The sequence below is a fragment of the Vibrio sp. ER1A genome (assembly GCF_000733315.1).
GTDB lineage: Bacteria > Pseudomonadota > Gammaproteobacteria > Enterobacterales > Vibrionaceae > Vibrio > Vibrio mediterranei.
In genome coordinates this window covers 54317-75400 of the sequence record NZ_JPJA01000002.1, presented here as the reverse complement: position 1 = coordinate 75400, position 21084 = coordinate 54317, and the positions used below count along the sequence as shown (strand labels likewise).

At 44.8% G+C, this 21084-nt stretch carries 17 protein-coding genes; 11 read left to right on the top strand and 6 right to left on the bottom strand.

Annotation, left to right across the window (positions count from 1 at the left end; all coding sequences use genetic code 11):
- Positions 1–66 precede the first annotated feature (66 nt).
- The 11 genes from HW45_RS00835 to HW45_RS00785 all read left to right on the top strand — a co-directional run bounded on the left by HW45_RS00835 (position 67) and on the right by HW45_RS00785 (position 15581).
- Entirely contained in the window at positions 67–861 is a 795-nt protein-coding gene (locus HW45_RS00835) for a cell division protein FtsQ/DivIB (protein ID WP_038223986.1), read from the top strand.
- A gap of 110 nt (positions 862–971) precedes the next feature.
- A complete protein-coding gene (ftsA, locus tag HW45_RS00830; protein ID WP_038223983.1) occupies positions 972–2234 on the top strand; it encodes a cell division protein FtsA in 1263 nt (420 codons plus the stop codon).
- Positions 2235–2263: 29 nt separating this feature from the next.
- Entirely contained in the window at positions 2264–3493 is a 1230-nt protein-coding gene (gene ftsZ, locus HW45_RS00825; protein ID WP_031495612.1) for a cell division protein FtsZ, read from the top strand.
- Between the two features lie 99 nt (positions 3494–3592).
- Positions 3593–4510, top strand: a complete 918-nt coding sequence (gene lpxC, locus HW45_RS00820; protein ID WP_031494089.1) for a UDP-3-O-acyl-N-acetylglucosamine deacetylase — start codon at positions 3593–3595, stop codon at positions 4508–4510.
- 495 nt (positions 4511–5005) lie between these two features.
- Positions 5006–7738 (top strand): preprotein translocase subunit SecA, encoded by a 2733-nt coding sequence (gene secA, locus HW45_RS00815; RefSeq protein ID WP_031494088.1) that lies wholly within the window; start codon positions 5006–5008, stop codon positions 7736–7738.
- 88 nt (positions 7739–7826) lie between these two features.
- The gene (mutT, locus tag HW45_RS00810; protein ID WP_038223981.1) at positions 7827–8225 is read left to right on the top strand and encodes an 8-oxo-dGTP diphosphatase MutT; all 399 of its coding nucleotides are present in this window, start codon (positions 7827–7829) and stop codon (positions 8223–8225) included.
- Positions 8226–8300: 75 nt separating this feature from the next.
- Positions 8301–9110 (top strand): 4-hydroxy-tetrahydrodipicolinate reductase, encoded by an 810-nt coding sequence (dapB, locus tag HW45_RS00805; RefSeq protein ID WP_006075634.1) that lies wholly within the window; start codon positions 8301–8303, stop codon positions 9108–9110.
- Positions 9111–9655: 545 nt separating this feature from the next.
- On the top strand, positions 9656–10795 hold the full coding sequence (carA, locus tag HW45_RS00800) for a glutamine-hydrolyzing carbamoyl-phosphate synthase small subunit (protein WP_038223980.1): 1140 nt from the start codon (positions 9656–9658) through the stop codon (positions 10793–10795).
- Between the two features lie 16 nt (positions 10796–10811).
- Entirely contained in the window at positions 10812–14036 is a 3225-nt protein-coding gene (gene carB / locus HW45_RS00795; RefSeq protein ID WP_038223978.1) for a carbamoyl-phosphate synthase large subunit, read from the top strand.
- A 170-nt stretch (positions 14037–14206) separates the two neighbouring features.
- Positions 14207–14704, top strand: coding sequence for a porin family protein (locus tag HW45_RS00790; protein WP_038223976.1), 498 nt, complete (start codon positions 14207–14209; stop codon positions 14702–14704).
- A gap of 97 nt (positions 14705–14801) precedes the next feature.
- Positions 14802–15581: a TSUP family transporter gene (locus HW45_RS00785; RefSeq protein WP_006072885.1), complete on the top strand. Its 780-nt coding sequence runs from the start codon at positions 14802–14804 to the stop codon at positions 15579–15581.
- On the opposite strand, the gene HW45_RS00780 is transcribed toward HW45_RS00785, so the two are convergent.
- The 6 genes from HW45_RS00780 to HW45_RS00755 form a co-directional block, all read right to left on the bottom strand.
- The gene (locus HW45_RS00780; protein ID WP_038223974.1) at positions 15523–16377 is read right to left on the bottom strand and encodes a LysR family transcriptional regulator; all 855 of its coding nucleotides are present in this window, start codon (positions 16375–16377) and stop codon (positions 15523–15525) included. The genes HW45_RS00785 and HW45_RS00780 overlap by 59 nt on opposite strands.
- Positions 16378–16408: 31 nt before the next feature.
- Positions 16409–16993 (bottom strand): flavodoxin family protein, encoded by a 585-nt coding sequence (locus tag HW45_RS00775; RefSeq protein WP_174522830.1) that lies wholly within the window; start codon positions 16991–16993, stop codon positions 16409–16411.
- Between the two features lie 3 nt (positions 16994–16996).
- Entirely contained in the window at positions 16997–18451 is a 1455-nt protein-coding gene (locus tag HW45_RS00770; protein ID WP_006072888.1) for an ATP-binding cassette domain-containing protein, read from the bottom strand.
- A 115-nt stretch (positions 18452–18566) separates the two neighbouring features.
- Positions 18567–19175: a TRIC cation channel family protein gene (locus tag HW45_RS00765; RefSeq protein WP_412104864.1), complete on the bottom strand. Its 609-nt coding sequence runs from the start codon at positions 19173–19175 to the stop codon at positions 18567–18569.
- Between the two features lie 113 nt (positions 19176–19288).
- The gene (gene btuF / locus HW45_RS00760; protein WP_006072890.1) at positions 19289–20107 is read right to left on the bottom strand and encodes a vitamin B12 ABC transporter substrate-binding protein BtuF; all 819 of its coding nucleotides are present in this window, start codon (positions 20105–20107) and stop codon (positions 19289–19291) included.
- A gap of 4 nt (positions 20108–20111) precedes the next feature.
- Complete coding sequence (locus HW45_RS00755) at positions 20112–21065, bottom strand: cobalamin biosynthesis family protein (protein WP_006072891.1); 954 nt, start codon at positions 21063–21065, stop codon at positions 20112–20114.
- Positions 21066–21084: the final 19 nt, after the last annotated feature.

Here is a 21084-nt window from a genome sequence, read left to right as displayed (position 1 = left end):
TAGATTAGACTCTTATTCCACTATCTTAAGGAAAGGCGAAGAGAAGTTAATAAAGGACCAAAGAGTTTGACTGAAACTTCAGAGAGCAGTGCAGAATCAACGCGTCGAATTACCTTGTTTTCTAAACATGGGGTCGGGGCTGTTTTTTTATTAGCTGTAATCACCGTAATAGGTTCAACACTTTATTCCACCATTAGCTGGATGTGGGACGACCAGCGCCTCCCTTTATCAAAGATAGTGTTGCAGGGCGATTTGACTCATGTAACTGCCAAGGATGTGCAACACGCATTTGCCAACCTTGAACACATTGGCACTTTTATGTCGCAAGACATCAATGTGCTGCAGCAAAGTGTCGAGCAAATCCCTTGGGTATCTCAGGCCTCCGTTCGCAAACAGTGGCCAGATACAGTAAAAGTCTTTCTTACAGAGCATCAGGCTAGTGCCATCTGGAATGGTATTGATATGTTAGACACAAACGGTGTTGTGTTTAGCGGTGATGTGTCGGCAATTGAAGAGCAGAAAGTAAAACTTTATGGGCCAAAAGGCACTGAGTTACAAGTACTTCAAACTTATCGAGACAGCAACGGGCAATTAGCACCGCTTGGGTTATCCATATCATCATTGGTACTGAACGAACGCCGAGCTTGGCAAGTTATTTTGGACAACGGTATCCGTTTAGAGTTGGGTAAAGACTCGATGCAGGAGCGCTTGGAGCGCTTTATTTCGCTTTATCGAAAGCTGGGCGATCAAGTCTCTAAAATTAGTTATATCGACTTAAGATATGATACCGGTGCTGCGGTTGGTTGGTTCCCTGCGGAAGAGGCTGGAACCTCTCACGCAGAGAGCAAAAAAGTAGGATGACTGGTATTACGTATCGGTAGAGCAATTTATCGATACCTAAGTTCAGTTTGGACATTGAGCAACAAGATTGTTCGCTGGAAATTGAAATATCTATAACAAAGAGAGTACAGATGACGAAGACCACGGATGACAATATTATTGTCGGTCTTGATATAGGCACTGCAACTGTATCTGCGTTGGTCGGTGAAGTATTACCCGACGGTCAGGTCAATATCATTGGTGCTGGCTCCAGTCCTTCTCGAGGCATGGACAAAGGCGGTGTAAACGACCTAGAGTCAGTGGTTAAATCCGTGCAGCGTGCTATCGATCAAGCTGAGTTGATGGCAGAATGCCAGATTAGCAATGTATTTATTTCTCTTTCAGGCAAGCATATTGCGAGTCGAATTGAAAAAGGCATGGGAACCATTTCTGAGGAAGAAGTGTCACAGGATGATATGGACCGAGCGATTCATACCGCGAAATCCATTAAAATTGGTGATGAACAACGTATTCTTCATGTGATTCCTCAGGAATTTACCATAGACTATCAAGAAGGGATAAAAAATCCGCTTGGTTTGTCTGGTGTTCGAATGGAAGTGAGTGTTCATCTGATTTCTTGTCACAATGATATGGCAAGAAATATCATCAAGGCCGTTGAGCGTTGTGGATTAAAGGTAGAGCAGCTGGTTTTCTCTGGATTAGCTTCCAGTAACGCTGTTATTACTGAAGATGAACGAGAGCTGGGCGTTTGTGTCGTAGACATTGGCGCGGGAACCATGGATGTCTCTATTTGGACCGGTGGTGCACTTCGACATACAGAAGTGTTCTCCTATGCTGGCAATGCTGTGACCAGTGATATTGCATTTGCATTTGGTACACCTCTTAGTGATGCAGAAGAAATAAAAGTAAAGTATGGTTGTGCTCTAAGCGAACTAGTGAGCAAAGATGATACAGTTAACGTTCCAAGCGTTGGCGGTCGACCATCTCGTAGTTTGCAACGCCAAACATTGGCAGAAGTGATAGAACCGCGCTATACAGAGTTAATGGGACTAGTAAATCAAACCATTGATAATGTTCAAGCTAAACTAAGAGAGAATGGTGTAAAACATCATCTAGCAGCAGGCGTGGTCTTAACGGGCGGCGCAGCACAAATTGAAGGGGTTGTGGAGTGTGCAGAGCGCGTCTTCCGCAATCAGGTTCGTGTAGGCAAGCCTTTAGAGGTTAGCGGTCTCACGGACTATGTAAAGGAGCCGTATCATTCTACGGCCGTTGGATTACTTCATTACGCAAGAGACAGTCAGATCAATGACGACAATGATTATAACGAACCAAAACGTCAATCGGTGTCGACAATCTTTGGAAAGTTGCGTAATTGGATACAAAAAGAGTTTTAACCTGAGTTGCAGGAAAACGGAGATAACAAATGTTTGAACCGATGATGGAAATGTCTGACGAAGCAGTCATTAAAGTAGTTGGAGTCGGCGGTGGCGGTGGTAACGCTGTAGAACACATGGTTCGTGAGTCAATCGAAGGGGTTGATTTCATTAGTGTGAATACGGATGCTCAGGCACTTCGCAAAACGAGTATCAGTCACGTCATTCAAATCGGCGGCGATATTACAAAAGGCTTGGGTGCGGGTGCAAACCCACAAGTTGGACGTGATGCAGCTCTCGAAGATAAAGAAAGAATTAAAGAAAGCATTACTGGCGCCGATATGGTATTTATCGCAGCTGGTATGGGTGGTGGTACCGGAACCGGTGCAGCTCCCGTTATTGCTGAAGTAGCGAAAGAGCTTGGTATTCTTACTGTTGCGGTGGTGACTAAACCATTTAGCTTCGAGGGTAAAAAGCGTCTTGCATTTGCAGAACAAGGTATTGAAGAGCTATCAAAGCATGTTGACTCTTTAATCACTATTCCAAATGAAAAGCTACTTAAAGTACTAGGTCGTGGCGTTACGCTTTTAGAAGCCTTTGCAAGTGCGAACGATGTTCTTAAGAATGCCGTTCAAGGTATTGCAGAGCTAATTACTCGCCCAGGCATGATTAACGTCGACTTTGCGGACGTACGTACTGTGATGTCTGAGATGGGTCATGCGATGATGGGTAGCGGTGTTGCTAAAGGCGAAGACCGTGCAGAAGAAGCCGCTGAAATGGCGATTTCTAGCCCGCTTCTAGAAGATATTGATCTTGCTGGTGCTCGTGGTGTTCTAGTGAACATTACTGCTGGTCTGGATATGCGTTTAGACGAGTTTGAGACAGTCGGTAACACAGTGAAGGCTTTTGCTTCTGATAATGCAACAGTGGTAATTGGTACTTCGCTAGACCCTGACATGAGCGACGAAATTCGCGTGACTGTGGTTGCTACTGGTATCGGTAATGAGCGCAAACCTGACATCACGCTTGTTGCAGGTGGTAAAACACCAGTAACAGCAAGTCAGCCACAACAACAAACGCAAGCTCCAGCTGCGAAAGTTGAAGAGAAAGTGGCACAAACTTTGCCTGTAAATAGTCAGGACAAGGTTGAAGTGAACACACCGAGTCATTCGGGATCAAATGCACCTGCATCTGGCGCGAATACTAGTGCTGCACCTAAACCTGAAAAGGAAAGTGGCTACTTAGATATTCCAGCATTTTTGCGTCGTCAAGCAGACTAAGCTGTCTGCTTAAATTTGACACAGCTCAAAAATCTGGTAGGATTCGCGGTTGCTTACATAATCAACCGTGATTTGTAGCGTTGAAGAAGAGGTTTGTAGATGATCAGACAACGTACGCTTAAAGAAATAGTGACTACTGTAGGAGTGGGTCTCCACTCTGGCCGTAAAGTAACACTAACTTTGCGTCCAGCGGCTGCTAATACTGGTGTCGTTTACCGTCGTACTGACGTGAATCCGCCTGTGGATTTTCCTGCGGATCCTCTTTCTGTGCGCGACACAATGCTATGTACTGCGCTTGTTAATGATGACGGTGTTCGTATTTCAACAGTCGAGCACTTGAATGCAGCATTAGCGGGTATGGGCATTGATAACATCATCGTTGAAGTTGATGCGCCTGAAATCCCTATTATGGATGGCAGTGCAAGCCCGTTTGTATACTTGCTACAACAAGCCGGCATCGAAACTCAGAATGCACCAAAACGTTTCATCCGTATCAAGAAACCAGTGCGTTTCGAAGATGGTGATAAGTGGGCAGAGCTTCGTCCATACAACGGTTTCCGTATGGATTTCGAGATTGAGTTCAACCACCCTGCAATTGATGCTGATGAACAGCGTCTGCAGTTTGATTTCTCGTCGCAAGGCTTTATCAAAGATATCGCTCGCGCTCGTACTTTTGGTTTCATGCGTGACATCGAGTACCTACAATCACAAAATCTTGTGTTAGGTGGTAGCTTCGATAATGCTATCGTTCTTGATGAATACCGTATTCTTAACGAAGAAGGTCTTCGTTTCGATAATGAGTTTGTTACTCACAAAGTATTGGATGCGATTGGCGACCTCTATATGGCTGGTCACGCGATTGTTGGTGAGTTCTCTGCGTATAAATCAGGTCATGGTCTAAATAACCAACTACTGCGCGCGGTATTGGCAGACCAAGAAGCATGGGAGTGGGCAACATTCGAAGAGCAAGCTGGTTCTCCAGTTGCTTTTGCAGAACCAAATATGGTTCTTGCTTAAAAAACTACTAGTGTTTAAAAAACCAGACCTTGAGTCTGGTTTTTTTATGCCTACTAAACAGTGATGTGGCAGTTTGTTGCCTGTTGAACTTTACTTAATAGTGGCAAAGATCTGCAGTGGATCTTCGTGATCTTGCAGTTTGGCTGCTTTAAATGAAACTCGCTGCGCAGTTTAAGTTTTCACTTTTGATGTATGCTGCCGCTATCTCCGTTTAGAAATATCCGCCACAATGCTGCGCTGAATGCGGCTTTATATGACAAAACTTCCAAACACATCAAACTAATTACGGTTAGTTTGTATTGAAGCTTGGTTGTTAGGGCAAAAATTCCTTAAACTATGTGCCATTAATTGGTATATCTGCCTTGAAATTTAACAGCTTGAACTCAATATCAGTTGGTATAGATTTTATCTCAGTTAGGTCAGTAGACCCTAGTCGAGACGGAAGGCAATTTTAATAGGTCGATATGATCTAATGGTAGAGAGAATAAAAACACAATGATTACTAACCTACTGACAAAGGTCATCGGTAGTCGTAACGACAGAACACTGCGTCGACTAAGAAAAATCGTAAAGCAGATCAATAACTACGAGCCACAGTTCGAAGCATTGTCTGACGAAGAACTGAAAGCAAAAACAGTAGAGTTTCGTGAGCGATTGGATAAAGGTGAAAACCTAGACCAACTTCTGCCAGAAGCATTTGCTACAGTTCGTGAAGCGTCTAAACGTGTCTTCGGGATGCGCCATTTCGACGTTCAGCTTATCGGTGGCATGGTGTTGAACTCTGGTCAAATTGCAGAGATGCGCACTGGTGAAGGTAAAACGCTAACAGCAACTTTGCCTGCTTATCTAAATGCTCTACCGGGCAAAGGCGTTCACATCGTAACCGTGAATGACTACTTAGCAAAACGCGATGCTGAAACAAACCGCGCTCTATTTGAATTCCTAGGCATGAGTGTTGGCGTGAACGTGCCAAACATGCACCCACAAGAAAAGAAAGAAGCTTATCAAGCGGACATTCTATACGGTACCAACAACGAATTTGGTTTTGACTACCTACGTGACAACATGGCTTTCCGTGTGGAAGACCGAGTTCAGCGTGAGCGATTCTTTGCTGTTGTCGATGAAGTGGACTCAATCTTAATTGATGAAGCTCGTACTCCACTTATTATTTCAGGCCCTGCTGAAGACAGTTCAGAGCTATATACACGTATTAACACGTTAATTCCTCAGCTTGAACAACAAGATCAAGAAGACTCAGAAGAGTACCGTGGTGATGGTCACTACACGGTTGATGAAAAATCAAAACAGGTTCACTTAACCGAAACAGGTCAGGAGTTTGTTGAAGAACTATTGATCAAAAATGGTTTGATGGAAGAGGGTGACACACTTTACTCGCCAACCAATATTAGCCTATTGCATCACGTGAACGCAGCCCTTCGTGCTCATGTTTTATTTGAGAAAAACGTTGACTATATCGTTAACGAGCAAGGCGAAGTAGTTATCGTTGATGAGCATACTGGTCGTACTATGCCAGGCCGTCGTTGGTCTGAAGGTCTTCACCAAGCTGTTGAAGCGAAAGAAGGGGTGAAGATTCAAAACGAAAACCAAACACTCGCTTCTATTACGTTCCAGAACTACTTCCGTCTTTATGAAAAACTGTCGGGTATGACAGGTACGGCAGATACTGAAGCGTTTGAGTTCCAGTCTATCTATGGTTTAGAAACAGTTGTTATCCCAACCAATAAACCAATGGTTCGTGATGACATGGCTGATGTGGTTTATCGTACTGAAGTTGAAAAATTCAACGCGATTATCGAAGACATTAAAGAGCGCAGTGCAAAAGGTCAGCCTATTCTGGTTGGTACGGTTTCGATTGAGAAGTCAGAGCTGTTATCTAATGCGTTGAAGCAAGCTAAGATCAAGCACAACGTTCTTAACGCGAAGTTCCACGAACGCGAAGCTGAAATCGTTGCTGAAGCGGGTACGCCAGGTGCCGTAACTATCGCAACTAACATGGCGGGTCGTGGTACCGATATCGTATTGGGTGGTAGCTGGCAGTCTAAAGTTGAACAGATTTCTGAGCCTACGCAAGAGCAAATCGATGCCATTAAAGCAGAATGGAAAGTGATTCATGATCAAGTTCTTGCTGCTGGTGGTCTGCATATCATTGGTACAGAGCGTCATGAATCTCGCCGTATCGATAACCAGTTACGTGGTCGTTCTGGTCGTCAAGGTGATGCTGGTTCGTCTCGTTTCTATCTATCAATGGAAGATCAACTACTCCGTATATTCACTTCTGATCGTATGGCTAGCCTTATCCAAAGTGGTATGGACGAAGGTGAAGCGATTGAAAGTAAGATGCTATCACGCTCTATTGAGAAAGCTCAGCGTAAAGTGGAAGGTCGTAACTTCGATATCCGTAAGCAACTGCTTGAGTTTGACGACGTAGCTAATGACCAGCGTAAAGTAGTCTACGAGCTTCGTGATGAATTAATGACGGCAGAAGACATCAGTGAAATGCTTGAGCAAAACCGTGCTGATGTGTTCACTTCTGTTATCGATGAGTACATCCCACCTCAGTCTCTAGAAGATATGTGGGATATCGAGGGTCTAGAAGAACGTCTGAAGAACGACTTCGATTTAGAGCTTCCAATCAAAACTTGGCTTGATGAAGATGACAAGCTCTATGAAGAAGCACTTCGTGAGAAAATCCTTGATACAGCAGTAACGATTTATCAACAGAAAGAAGAAACTGTTGGTGCACAAGTACTTCGTAACTTTGAAAAATCGGTCATGCTGCAGACTCTAGATACGCTATGGAAAGAGCATCTAGCCGCTATGGATCATCTACGTCAAGGTATTCACCTTCGTGGTTATGCTCAGAAGAACCCGAAACAAGAATACAAGCGTGAGTCGTTTGAGTTGTTTGAGCAACTGTTGGATTCTCTGAAATTTGACGTGATCACTATACTTTCAAAAGTACGTGTGCAACAGCAAGAAGAAGTTGAGCGTATGGAAGCTCAGCGTCAAGCGCAAGCAGAGGCGGCAGCAGCAAAAGCACATGCTCAACACGCGGATGCTGAGAACCAACTTGCTGATCACTCAGAAGAGTCTGGTGATGATTCACAACAGCCTATGGTTCGTGAAGAACGTAAGGTGGGGCGCAATGAGCCATGTCCTTGTGGATCTGGTAAGAAATACAAACAATGCCATGGTAAGATTAACTAAACCATGATGTAAAAATGAAGAGTCGCATTATGCGGCTCTTTTTTTTAATCTGAATTTACGAGAAACACAGAAATAGGTGGGGAAAAACGTGAAGCGAGTTCATATCGTTGCCGCGATCATCTTTAACCAAGATAAGTCGCAAATCTATATCACTAAACGTCCTGATAATCTTCACAAAGGCGGCTTTTGGGAGTTTCCTGGGGGTAAAGTCGAGTTAGGAGAATCAGTCGGCGAGGCGATAACTCGTGAGCTGTTCGAAGAGATCGACATAAAAGTTAAAGAGTTTGAGTTGTTCGAGCACCTACTTCATGACTACCCAGAAAAATCGTTGGAGTTTGATTTTATCTCGGTGACGTCGTTTGACAATGAACCATACGGAAAAGAGGGACAGGAAGGCTGTTGGGTAAATATTGCCGATTTACCGAATTATGCATTCCCCGAAGCGAATGTACCCATCCTAAATAAAGTGGTCGAAAAATACCGTTAAAATCTGTAACGACTCTGGTAGCCCTAGTGTCTTTGCGTTACATTGGTAGCAACATAAACAACGGAGAATAACGCAATGGTAAGAATTGCGATTGCAGGAGCAGCGGGCCGCATGGGTCGCAACCTAGTGAAAGCAACGTTTCACAACAATCAGGCTGAAGTAGGCGCAGGTTCTGAACGCCCAGAGTCATCTTTAGTTGGTGTTGATGTTGGTGAATTGTGTGGTGAAGGGCGATTTGACGTCGCTTTGGTGGATGATCTTAATAAGTCTATTGATGACTTTGACGTTATCATCGATTTCACTGCGCCAAAAAGTACCCTTGCGAATCTAGAGCTATGCAAACAGCATGGCAAAAAAATGGTGATTGGTACAACTGGCTTTAGCGAAGAAGAGAAGGCGATCATCGATGAGGCTGCTCAATCTGTGCCAGTGGTTATGGCGCCGAACTACAGTGTTGGGGTTAACCTAGTCTTTAAGCTTCTTGAGAAAGCTGCGAAGGTTATGGGCGATTACTGCGACATCGAAATTGTTGAAGCACACCACCGCCATAAAGTAGATGCTCCATCTGGTACTGCTATAGGTATGGGAGAAGCAATTGCAGGTGCAATGGGTAATGAACTCAACGATGTAGCCGTCTATGCTCGTGAAGGCATCACTGGTGAGCGTACTCGTGACGAAATTGGCTTTGCAACGATTCGAGCTGGCGATATTGTTGGTGAACATACCGCTATGTTTGCTGATATTGGTGAGCGCGTCGAGATTACCCACAAAGCGACCGATCGCATGACGTTTGCCAATGGGGCCGTTAAAGCTGCGGTATGGCTCAATGATAAGCCTGCGGGCTTTTATACCATGACTGAAGTTCTCGGTCTCGATAGCATTTAACGAAAAGCGCCAGTTGGCGCTTTTTTTATATCTCATTGAGTCGAATCTCAAAGCTCAATTGTTTTACATAATTATTCTCAGAGTCAATATTGATTTAGGGTATGAATGGCCATCTCGCTAAATCGAACAAAAACACAAAAACTGTACAAAACGAATGGATTTGTATGTGAATTTTGTAGCTTTGAGGTGAAATGCATTCTCTATGTCTTGTTTTTTCATGTTAACTTGTTTCGGTTAACGTTTGCGTAGTGATGAGGTAAAAATTGCAGGGTTGTTATTAACTTTGCTAGCACGAAAAACTATGCGGAATCATAACTGATTGATTTTTGCTCTTTAAATGTGTTTTTTTGAGGGTTTAGAGTAAAAAAATGGTCAATGGCGATAAAATTTAATTTTATTTTTCAGCAGTTGTTGACACTTGTCACGGGCATCATTAGAATACCGCCAATTTGTCTGAACTACCTAAAAGCGCTTATTTATAGCGAAGAGGAAGGCAAATCTGCAATTTAATTTAAAATTTATGCATTTTTATTCTGGAGGTTGTCTTGAGTAAATCAGCACTGTTAGTCCTAGAAGATGGGACAGTGTTCCACGGTGTTTCCATTGGAGCAGATGGTTTATCCGTTGGTGAAGTTGTTTTTAATACCTCGATGACGGGGTACCAAGAAATCCTCACTGATCCTTCCTATTCTCAACAGATCGTAACTCTTACTTATCCTCACATTGGCAATACTGGTACTAATAAAGAAGACGAAGAGTCTTCAGCAATCCACGCACAAGGCCTTGTGATTCGCGATCTTCCTCTTATCGCATCAAACTTCCGTAACGAACAATCCCTTTCAGGCTATCTCAAGTCTCAGAACATCGTTGGTATTGCTGATATCGATACACGTAAACTGACTCGCCTTCTTCGTGAAAAAGGTGCGCAGAACGGTTGTATCGTAGCGGGCGATAACCTAGATGAAGCTCTAGCACTTGCTAAAGCAAAAGAATTTCCTGGCTTGAAAGGTATGGATCTTGCGAAAGAGGTTACAACAAAAGAAACGTATCAATGGAAACAAGGTTCGTGGACGCTCGAGGGTGGACTTCCTGAAGCGAAAGACGACAGTGAATTGCCATATCACGTTGTTGCCTACGACTTCGGTGCCAAGCGTAACATCTTGCGCATGCTTGTTGACCGCGGCTGCCGCCTAACGGTGGTTCCAGCGCAAACTTCAGCGGAAGAAGTGCTCGCGCTTAATCCAGATGGCGTGTTCCTATCGAACGGCCCTGGCGACCCAGCACCTTGTACTTACGCTATTGAGGCAACTAAGACTTTCCTAGATAACGGACTGCCTATTTTCGGTATCTGTCTGGGTCACCAAATTTTGGCGCTAGCATCAGGTGCACAAACTGTAAAAATGAAGTTTGGCCACCACGGTGCCAACCATCCGGTAAAAGATCTCGATCGCAATGTAGTGATGATTACCTCTCAGAACCACGGTTTTGCTGCTGATGAAGAGACGTTACCTGAAAACCTGCGTGCGACGCACAAGTCTCTATTTGACGGTACGCTTCAAGGTATCCATCGCACTGATAAGCCGGCATTTAGCTTCCAAGGTCACCCTGAAGCAAGCCCAGGTCCACACGATGCTGCACCATTGTTTGACCACTTCATTGAACTGATTAAAAAACACAAAGCGTAATTCGGAGTAGTTGAGAATGCCAAAACGTACTGACATTAAAAGTATTCTAATTCTTGGTGCTGGCCCGATTGTTATCGGTCAGGCTTGTGAGTTTGACTATTCTGGCGCACAAGCGTGTAAAGCGCTACGTGAAGAAGGTTATCGAGTTATTCTAGTGAACTCGAACCCTGCAACAATCATGACTGACCCGGACATGGCGGATGCGACGTACATCGAACCTATTCAGTGGGAAGTTGTTCGTAACATCATCGCTAAAGAACGTCCTGACGCGGTTCTACCTACAATGGGTGGTCAAACCGCGCTGAACTGTGCACTTGACTTAGAGAAGCACGGCGTACTTGAAGAGTTCGGTGTGGAAATGATTGGTGCAACAGCCGACGCTATCGATAAAGCAGAAGACCGTTCTCGCTTCGATAAAGCGATGAAATCAATTGGCCTAGAATGTCCACGCGCTGATACTGCGAAAACTATGGAAGAAGCGTACGCGGTTCTTGATATGGTTGGCTTCCCTTGTATCATTCGTCCTTCTTTCACTATGGGTGGTACTGGTGGCGGTATCGCATATAACAAAGAAGAATTCGAAGAAATCTGTCGCCGTGGTTTAGACCTTTCTCCAACGAACGAACTTCTTATCGATGAATCCCTTATCGGTTGGAAAGAATACGAAATGGAAGTGGTTCGTGACAAAGCGGACAACTGCATTATCGTTTGTGCGATTGAAAACTTCGACCCAATGGGTATTCACACGGGTGACTCAATCACAGTCGCACCAGCGCAAACTCTGACAGATAAAGAATATCAATTGATGCGTAACGCTTCTCTAGCGGTACTGCGTGAGATTGGTGTTGAAACAGGTGGTTCAAACGTTCAATTTGGTATCAACCCGAAAGATGGTCGTATGGTTATCATCGAGATGAACCCACGTGTATCTCGCTCTTCTGCTCTAGCGTCTAAAGCAACGGGTTTCCCTATCGCTAAGATTGCAGCGAAACTAGCGGTTGGTTTCACACTAGATGAACTGATGAACGATATCACGGGTGGTGCCACACCAGCATCGTTCGAACCAACTATCGACTACGTAGTAACTAAGATTCCTCGTTTTAACTTCGAGAAGTTTGCTGGCGCTAACGACCGTCTAACAACACAGATGAAGTCAGTTGGTGAGGTAATGGCGATTGGTCGTAACCAACAAGAGTCGCTACAAAAAGCGCTTCGTGGCCTAGAAGTTGGCGCGACTGGCTTTGACGAAATGGTTGACCTTGATGCTCCAGATGCATTGTCTAAAATCCGCCACGAACTGAAAGAAGCTGGTGCTGAGCGTATTTGGTATATCGCTGACGCATTCCGTGCTGGTCTATCTGTAGATGGTGTCTTCAACCTGACACAAATCGACCGTTGGTTCCTAGTTCAAATCGAAGAGATTGTGAAACTAGAGCAAGGGTTGCGATCGAAAGGTTTTGAAGGTCTTGATAAGCAAGAGCTAAACAAGCTTAAGCGTAAAGGTTTTGCTGATGCGCGCCTATCTAAGATTCTAGGTGTAGCGGAAAGCGAAATTCGTCGCCTACGTGACCAATACGATATCCATCCAGTTTACAAGCGCGTTGATACTTGTGCGGCTGAGTTCTCTTCTGATACCGCTTACATGTACTCCTCTTATGATGACGAATGTGAGGCGAATCCAACAGATAAAGACAAAATAATGATCCTAGGTGGCGGTCCAAACCGTATCGGCCAAGGTATCGAATTTGATTACTGTTGTGTACACGCGTCTCTAGCACTACGCGAAGACGGTTACGAGACCATCATGGTTAACTGTAACCCAGAAACGGTTTCTACTGACTACGATACGTCTGACCGTTTGTACTTCGAACCAGTTACACTGGAAGATGTATTGGCTATCGCTCGAGTAGAGAAACCGAAAGGCGTAATCGTTCAGTACGGTGGTCAAACGCCTCTGAAACTGGCTCGTGCTTTAGAAGCTGCTGGTGTGCCAATCATTGGTACTAGCCCTGACGCTATCGACCGTGCAGAAGACCGTGAGCGTTTCCAAGTAGCGGTAGACCGTCTTGGCCTTCTACAACCAGAAAACGCAACAGTAACGACAATGGAGCAAGCGGTAGAGAAATCTCGTGAAATTGGCTTCCCATTGGTTGTTCGTCCATCGTATGTACTAGGTGGTCGCGCAATGGAAATCGTTTATGACGAGCAAGACCTACGTCGTTACTTCAACGAAGCTGTGAGTGTTTCGAACGAGTCTCCTGTGCTACTAGATAGCTTCCTAGACGACGCCGTTGAAGTTGACATCGATGCACTATGTGACGGTGAGCGAGTGGTTATCGGCGGTATTATGGAGCATATCGAACAAGCAGGTGTTCACTCTGGTGACTCAGCATGTTCACTTCCTGCATACACGCTAAGCCAAGAAATCCAAGATACAATGCGTGAGCAAGTTGAAAAGCTAGCGTTTGAGTTGGGTGTTCGTGGTCTAATGAACACTCAGTTTGCGGTTAAGAACAACAAGGTTTACTTGATTGAAGTTAATCCACGTGCCGCGCGTACCGTTCCGTTTGTATCGAAAGCAACAGGTGCACCTATTGCTAAGATTGCTGCTCGTGTTATGGCGGGTCAATCTCTAGAGTCGCAAGGCTTTACTAAGGAGATTATTCCTCCTTACTACTCAGTGAAAGAAGTGGTACTGCCATTCAACAAGTTCCCTGGCGTTGACCCACTATTAGGTCCAGAAATGCGTTCCACTGGTGAGGTAATGGGTGTCGGTGCGACATTTGCTGAAGCTTATGCGAAAGCAGAGCTAGGTTGCGGCAATGTTTACCCTGAAGGTGGTCGTGCGCTACTGTCTGTTCGTGAAGGTGATAAAGAACGCGTAGTTGACCTAGCTTCTAAGCTAACTAAGCTTGGCTACCAACTAGATGCAACACACGGTACAGCAGTAATCTTAGGTGAAGCAGGTATCAACCCTCGTCTTGTAAACAAAGTACACGAAGGTCGTCCACATATCCTAGACCGTATCAAGAACAACGAGTACACCTACATCGTTAACACGGCTGCAGGTCGTCAAGCGATTGAGGACTCAAAAGTTCTACGTCGTGGCGCGCTAGCGGAGAAAGTGAACTACACCACAACGCTAAATGCAGCGTTTGCAACCTGTATGTCTCATACCGCAGATGCGAAGTCGACAGTGACATCGGTTCAAGAGCTTCACGCACAAGTAAAAAGTGCTTAATAGATAAAAACTAAGAAGCAGGTCTGGCGCCTGCCTTTTAGACAACCTCATTGCCCGCTCATTTGAGCGGGCTTTTTTTTTGTGTCGCATTCTTTATTCAGAGAGTGTTTTTTAAACAATTCTTTTAGCCGTTATATTCCTACTCCTAATTAGAACGTAGGAAATTAGCAGTGAAAATTAAACATACTTTATCCATATTAATGGCAGCAATGACATTATCTTTTTCAGCTTCGGCTGACGATAGTTTTTACCTAGGTACCATATTTAATACGGTGCGAGCATCGGATGAGAGCGTTAACAAATCGACTTCCAATATTAGTAATTTAGGACTTCAGGCCGGGTACTCATTCAATCAGCATTTTGCCCTTGAGGGGCGATATTTCTATGCACTCAATCGTTCAAGTTCTTTGCCTCAACACCAGTCGCAAATTTATGCCAAAGCAAGCTATCCACTCAGTGACACTTTTTCGATCTACGCCTTAGCTGGGGTCAACTTTGCGAAAGAATATTCCGCAAGTAGTCAAACTAAAGGGTATTTTTCGGGAGGTGCCGGTGTCTCTTATACCTTTACGGATAAACTTAAAGGGTCATTAGAATATGTCTCTTTAGCTCAAAGCAAGTTCTATAAAGGTAATGCTGTCAATATCGGCTTAAGTTACTACTTCTAATTGATTCCTTAAGGGAATAGGTTTGTATCCATGATTTCGCTAGTGTTGATATTTGTCGCGAGTAAAATGAGACGATATTTAACGTTGAGTTAGCATAATGGAAGTTACAATAGAAATTCTTGGGCTCCTTTTCCTGGTCGCAGGATTAGCGGGCTTTATTGATGCGATGGCTGGTGGTGGCGGGTTACTTACTCTTCCTGCTCTCCTGTCAGTCGGCGTTCCCCCAACTCAAGCATTGGCAACTAACAAGTTACAAAGCTCATTTGGTAGCTTTTCGGCAACTTGGTATTTTGTGCGCAATGGTATTGTTGACCTCAAGGAAATGCGACTTGCGATTCTATGTACTTTTATAGGATCTGCAGTTGGTGCTGAATTAGTACAGCATATTGATGCAGGGGTGCTGACGAGCTTGATTCCAGTTTTACTGCTGGGGATTTCTCTGTACTTTTTGCTGGCTCCACAAGCAGGAGAGGGCGGTGGCAAACCTAAAATGTCAGAAACCCTATTTGCCTTTTCCGTAGGTACTGGTGTCGGATTTTACGACGGCTTCTTTGGACCGGGTACCGGTTCTATCTTTACCATTTGTTTTGTCGCCATCGCACAACTGTCGATTGTTCATGCGACAGCAAAAACCAAAGTGCTTAATTTTACTTCCAATCTAGCCGCATTAATCTTTTTCATTATTGCAGGCTTACCGGTTTGGGAAATCGGCTTAGTTATGGCAGTGGGCGGTTTTTTGGGTGCCAGAATGGGAGCTAAGGTCGTTGTATCTAAGGGGAAAAAATTCATCCGCCCATTGGTTGTGATCATGTCAATGGTCATGGCATTGAAGCTACTTTGGGAACAGCATCCTCAATGGTTTCAATCACTGTTCTAACTCGTTCTAATTTCAGTGCCGAGGGACGATAAACAAGGTGCACGGGACGTGTCAACGTAGCAAGAAAATCGAAGTCAAAGCAAAGCCCTTCATCAATGTGAAGGGTTTTTATAATTGATAATGGAACCAAAGCGGCAGAGACACCTTTGATTGCCAACTGCGCTGCTGCAGTATAAGAGTCCATCTGCATGCTAGGAATAATACCCGCTTGCTGAAGCAAGCCCGCTTGATAGGTATTGGCCGGATTGTTGAGGTCGTTAGTGATGAGCTTAGCGGGCGGTGCGGTAAGCGGTTGATGGCTCACGACTCGAAACGGTTCGTTGAATAGATGGGTAGCATGCAGGCCAAGACGACTATTAAGATGCCCTGCACAAAGTCCAATCGCCGCGTCCCCAGCTTTAACGTGTTCAATGATTCGGGGCGTATGGTTGGTGGTAATGGTGAGGAATGGGTCTTTAAGCAGCAACGTGGGAAATACTTCACTGAGATAACCTGCCACTAAGGTTTCCGAACAATCCACGCGAATAATCGTTTGATCATCAAGGGTCTGCTCTTCAGCAATTAATCCGCGAAGCTCATGCAAACTTGGACCAACACGGTCGATAAGAGAGAGAGCGTCAGGAGTTAGTTTTATTTGCCTCCCTTCTGGCTCGATTAACTTTTTACCAAGTTTTCTCTCTAGATTGGCTATTCGCTTACTGACCGCCGACTGGCTGATATACAGTCTGCTGCCAGTACGGCTCATGGTTTTTTCTTGTGAGAGCACGAGTAAGGTTTCAATGCCTTCCAATAGCATACACTTTGATGAAAATTGGGAATGGATTTTATTATTCTAACATAACCTGACGACGACGTTGGTAGGCTAAGTCAGCAATTCGGCGACCAAAGTAATGTGCAGTTTCTAAGTCATTAGGATGAACTTGCTCATTGTCATCGTAGCTTGCCACTAAGCCAATTGAGGAGCCTGTGCGGTTCAAAGCTTTGTTATCTGTGTGTTTTGAAACATCTAACCCTGCCCAAATCATACCGTGCTGGCAGGCTAAGGCAAAGAAACCAAGCAGCGTTTGTTGTTGCTCACCATTGAGACTACCGCCCATGGTAAATCCTGCGGCAAGCTTATTACGCCAATTGAGTTGGACATATTCATCGCTACTCGCATCCATAAACGCCTTAAATTGAGCGCTGGCCGAACCCATGTAAGTAGGACTTCCGAAAACAATAGCATCGAAATGCTTTAGTGATGAAAGTAAATGATTATTGACGTAACGACCCTCTTCAATATCACAGCTCTCAATCTCAAACAGAGTGGCACTATAGAGCGCACACTCGATGCCACTTTGAATGGCTTTTGCGAGTGCTCGTGTCGCTCCACTCTTAGAGAAGTAAACAATAGCGATGTTTGACATCTCAATCTCCTACATAGGCTGTGTGAGTTCAACGCGATAGTATTCATCGTCTTCATCTTTAATAAAATCGACAAAATGGTGAATGCTGTCTAGTTCATCTTCCACATAATGTGAGACATAGAGCAACTGGCTTAAGTTTTCTTTGGCTATCATATCGAGGGCATTCATTACCAGCTTACGACCTAGAAAATCAAGCCCTTGATAAGGCTCATCCAAGATAAGGATAGTAGGCTGCTTGATGATAGCTCGAGCAATTAAAAGGAGTCTTTGTTGACTATATTCGAGGGACTTAAAAGAACGGTCGTGCAAGTGCTCCATATGAAGCAGCGTTAACCACTCTTTCGCCGCATCTATCTGATTTTGGCTAGGCTTATCATAAAGTCCGATAGAGTCGAAAAAGCCCGATAGCAAGACTTCCAAGGCGCTGCAACTGACACGATATTGCAAGTGAAGTGCAGAAGAGACCATGCCAGTATGCTGCTTGATGTCCCACACGGTTTCTCCGCTGCCGCGCTTCAAACCATAAATCAGAATGTCATTGCTATAACATTGTGGATGATCGCCAAAGATCATGCCGAGCAATGTACTTTTTCCACAACCGTTTGGTCCACGAACTTGCCAGTGCTCTCCATTGTTAATCTGCCAGTTCACGCCGGAGAATATTTTTTGGTCGACGTATTCTACGTGTCCGTCGGTAATTTTAACCAAGGGATCTGGAAACTTCGATTGATGTTGATGCTTACGAATTAGCGCAAGCCATTGTTCGCTTTGCGCTGAAGATTGAGCCAGTAGCTGTGAAATGACAGGGTGAGCGCGCCATTGCTGATAGCTTAGTTGCTCGGTCAATGTACCATCTTCAAACATGGCGACATGATTAACCCAAACAGGGATTTCATCTTCCCTTGAGGTGATCACCACCAATTGAATATGCAGTGATAGGTCGCGAAGGTAGTCGGCGAGCATCTTGCGATGCAGCGTATCTAAGCCGACAAATGGCTCATCCAAAATAAGCAGTTTAGGTGAGGTTGCTAATGCTCTGGCTAACATAACGCGACGTGTTTCGCCGGTTGATAGTTGCTTAAAGCCTCGCTCTTTTAAGTGCAAAAGATCCAGCTCTTGAATCAACTGCTCTGCTACAGTTTCGTTGCTGGCAAACTCGGATACCAGTTGAATCACGGTGCGACCAAAATCGATTCGATCCATAAAGTCGGTATCGTCATTGGCATTTTCTAGTTCAAGTAATCGCTGCTGTTCTGCTAAAGAAACTTGTGCGATGCCGGTTTGTAAACCAAGAATCTCCCCTTCTTTAGGAAGGATTTCTTGGCACAATAAGTCGCCTAATAAGGAGCCTACATTGCCTTGGGTTTCAAATACTGCCCAATGTTCACCAGATTGAATGCGCCAATCTGGAATAGAGATAGAACCAGCTTGGTCAAAAGAAACGTGATTGAAGATGACATCCATAGACTTTTCCCTGTCATTGGTCTGAAAGACGATGAATGAACCAACATACTAAAGCGAAAGGGAAAAATGAAGAGTAAAAGCTAGAGATTGTTATCTCTAGCTTTTGGTAATTAGGTTACTTATCTAAAGCAAACGTAGGTAAGGATAAGTGCCAGCGAATAGCGCCTAAGCGAATAACCAGCGTTGCAACAATACAACACAAGAAGGCCACTTCTGAAGAAGCACCAAGTAACAGAGCTGAAGTATGGAAAACACCACCTATGATACAGGCTGTTGCGTATACCTCACGGCGCAGTACCATAGGGACCTCGCGAGCCAGCACATCCCGAATAATACCGCCACCGCATCCGGTAATTACCCCCATAATGACTGCAACCATATAGGAGTCTTGGAATAGCATTGACTTCTCAACCCCGATACCGACAAAAACCGCAAGACCAACGGCATCGCACACTGGTAACACATACCAAGGAAGTCGACGTGGATGGCGAATCAATAGCATGGTCACAATACAGGTGATGAAAATGACCCAAAGGTAAGTGTTGTCGGTGATCCAGAAAACTGGCGTTGCACCGAGTGCCATGTCTCGAATCGTGCCGCCACCTATCGCTGTGACGCTACCGAGTACCATTACACCAAAAGGATCCATCCTGAGTCTTCCTGCAAGTATCACTCCTGATATCGCAAACACTGCCGTACCAAATAAGTCGACCAAATAGAGCATGGAGTCCACAGCTAGTTTCTCACTGAAGCATTAAAAGGAAAGTTCGCCAATTTTACGGGATTTAACGATTGCGCCTAGTGGTTCGTAGCTGAATGTGATCCATCTCTCAATTATTATTGAGTTCTTACCTGATCCAGATACTTGCAAACCTGTTGTATGGCTAGAAGTGTTCTTGGTGTTGGTCTGTTTAGCCAGTCAGACGTCAATGACCACACATGATGTTGGCTAACTGCTGGTAACTCCCGCTGCCACTTGTGCCACATGGTGCCGTTTTTAATGGCATGTTCTGAAGTAAAAATGGCTTGGGGCTGGCGAACTATTACTTGTTCAGGGCTGACTTGTGGATAAGGGGCTTTGCTATCGGCAAAAATATTTTCACCACCACAAAACTCAAACACTTCGCTCGGCCAACTGCCTTGCGCTAAGGTGATAATGGGCTTTTCACTTAGCTGGTAAAAGTAGCGAACGGGTGTTTCTGTGTCATATTTTTGCTTTAACTGCGCTAAACCTCGACGAAACTCTTTGGCTGCGTTTAAGCCAATGGAAGGGTCATCGGCATATTGGCTTAATTTCTCGATGTTGATAGCGATATCATCGAGAGTTTTGGTTTGTGAGTAAAATAGGTTAAATCCCAGCTTTTCTAGTTTCTCCAATTCACGTGCAGGGTTTCCCGCAGGCCAGACAAGAATGAGGTCAGGTTGCATCGCCACGATTCGTTCCAATTTGATACCTTGGTAATTGGCCACTCGCTCCAACTCTTTCGCTTGCTCTGGATAGTCACTGTATTCACTTACTGCGATAAGCTTATCGCCAAGTCCTGCGGCATACGCCAGTTCCGTAGCATGAGGAGCTAAACTGATAATACGTTGTGTGTCTGCTAGAGCATGTTGAGTTGCCAAAAAAGTAATGACAAGTATGAGCCAATTCTTCATGAAATTAGAAACCTCTGTGAATGATAAACATGACTAGGCTCTGCATCACTAGCCAAAAATAGATACGCCAAGCAATGTGTTTCTGCAACAAGGCCAAGTGATAAGCTGATGGTGCTACTTTTCCGCCGATACGTGCTCGCTGAAGTTTTTCACCTTGATAGATAGCTGGCCCACCAAGAGCAAGCTCAAAACGGTGTGCACAGCCACTGATGAGCCAAGCCGTGACTGGGTTATGCCACGATTTAGCTTGCATTATGGCGTGTTTAATAGAGGTAATGGGCAGACCAGCAAACATGAGTATTGAAAACAGCTTCTGGGGTGCGAAATCCAACAGTGAAAATAGCCAAGCAATAGGTTTACCGAAACTAGCAAAGCCTTTTTGGCTAGGACTCCAATTGCGAGCGAGCTCTAAAGTCAGTCGATACAGCAAAGCGCCAACACCACCACTAACGCCGTACCAAAACAGCACGCCGACTACGTTTCTAGCATAACTCAGAAGTAGAGTTTCAGAGCCTGCCTTGCCTATGCCCAGAAGCGATAGGTTGTTGGTCTCTCGGTTTACTTTGGTTGACAGCAGTCTACGCGCATTGGCTTTATCTTCTTGAGCGAGGGCATTAATAAGTTTGTGGGCGTACTGTTCGTTGTTGCGCCAATCAATGGCCAAGAGAAGCAAGGCTAATTGATAGAATTCTGGCTTCCAAACTAATGGCTCAAGAGCCCAAAGTACTAGGCTAGTGGGGACTAACATTAGTAACAGGGCAAGCCAACCCGCAAGGCGTTGTTGCTCGTTTGTTGACGATGGGGAATTGACTTTACCTGCTACTAGCGCAGCAATCTGCTGCCAAAATCGAACAGGATGAGCGGCGGAGGGGATTGGAATTAGCAGATGAAATAACAGCGCACTCCACATTACCAGTAGTGCGCCATTTCCATATAAACTCTCTAGAAAAGAGCTCATTCAGCAGTCCTTGCGTTTT

Bases quoted from the DNA above. Each gene is read 5' to 3' on its own strand.
- ftsA (WP_038223983.1), top strand. From the start codon at position 972: ATGACGAAGACCACGGATGACAATATTATTGTCGGTCTTGATATAGGC.
- ftsZ (WP_031495612.1), top strand. From the start codon at position 2,264: ATGTTTGAACCGATGATGGAAATGTCTGACGAAGCAGTCATTAAAGTA.
- lpxC (WP_031494089.1), top strand. From the start codon at position 3,593: ATGATCAGACAACGTACGCTTAAAGAAATAGTGACTACTGTAGGAGTG.
- secA (WP_031494088.1), top strand. From the start codon at position 5,006: ATGATTACTAACCTACTGACAAAGGTCATCGGTAGTCGTAACGACAGA.
- dapB (WP_006075634.1), top strand. From the start codon at position 8,301: ATGGTAAGAATTGCGATTGCAGGAGCAGCGGGCCGCATGGGTCGCAAC.
- carB (WP_038223978.1), top strand. From the start codon at position 10,812: ATGCCAAAACGTACTGACATTAAAAGTATTCTAATTCTTGGTGCTGGC.
- HW45_RS00785 (WP_006072885.1), top strand. From the start codon at position 14,802: ATGGAAGTTACAATAGAAATTCTTGGGCTCCTTTTCCTGGTCGCAGGA.
- HW45_RS00780 (WP_038223974.1), bottom strand. From the start codon at position 16,377: ATGCTATTGGAAGGCATTGAAACCTTACTCGTGCTCTCACAAGAAAAA.
- HW45_RS00770 (WP_006072888.1), bottom strand. From the start codon at position 18,451: ATGGATGTCATCTTCAATCACGTTTCTTTTGACCAAGCTGGTTCTATC.
- HW45_RS00765 (WP_412104864.1), bottom strand. From the start codon at position 19,175: ATGCTCTATTTGGTCGACTTATTTGGTACGGCAGTGTTTGCGATATCA.
- btuF (WP_006072890.1), bottom strand. From the start codon at position 20,107: ATGAAGAATTGGCTCATACTTGTCATTACTTTTTTGGCAACTCAACAT.
- HW45_RS00755 (WP_006072891.1), bottom strand. From the start codon at position 21,065: ATGAGCTCTTTTCTAGAGAGTTTATATGGAAATGGCGCACTACTGGTA.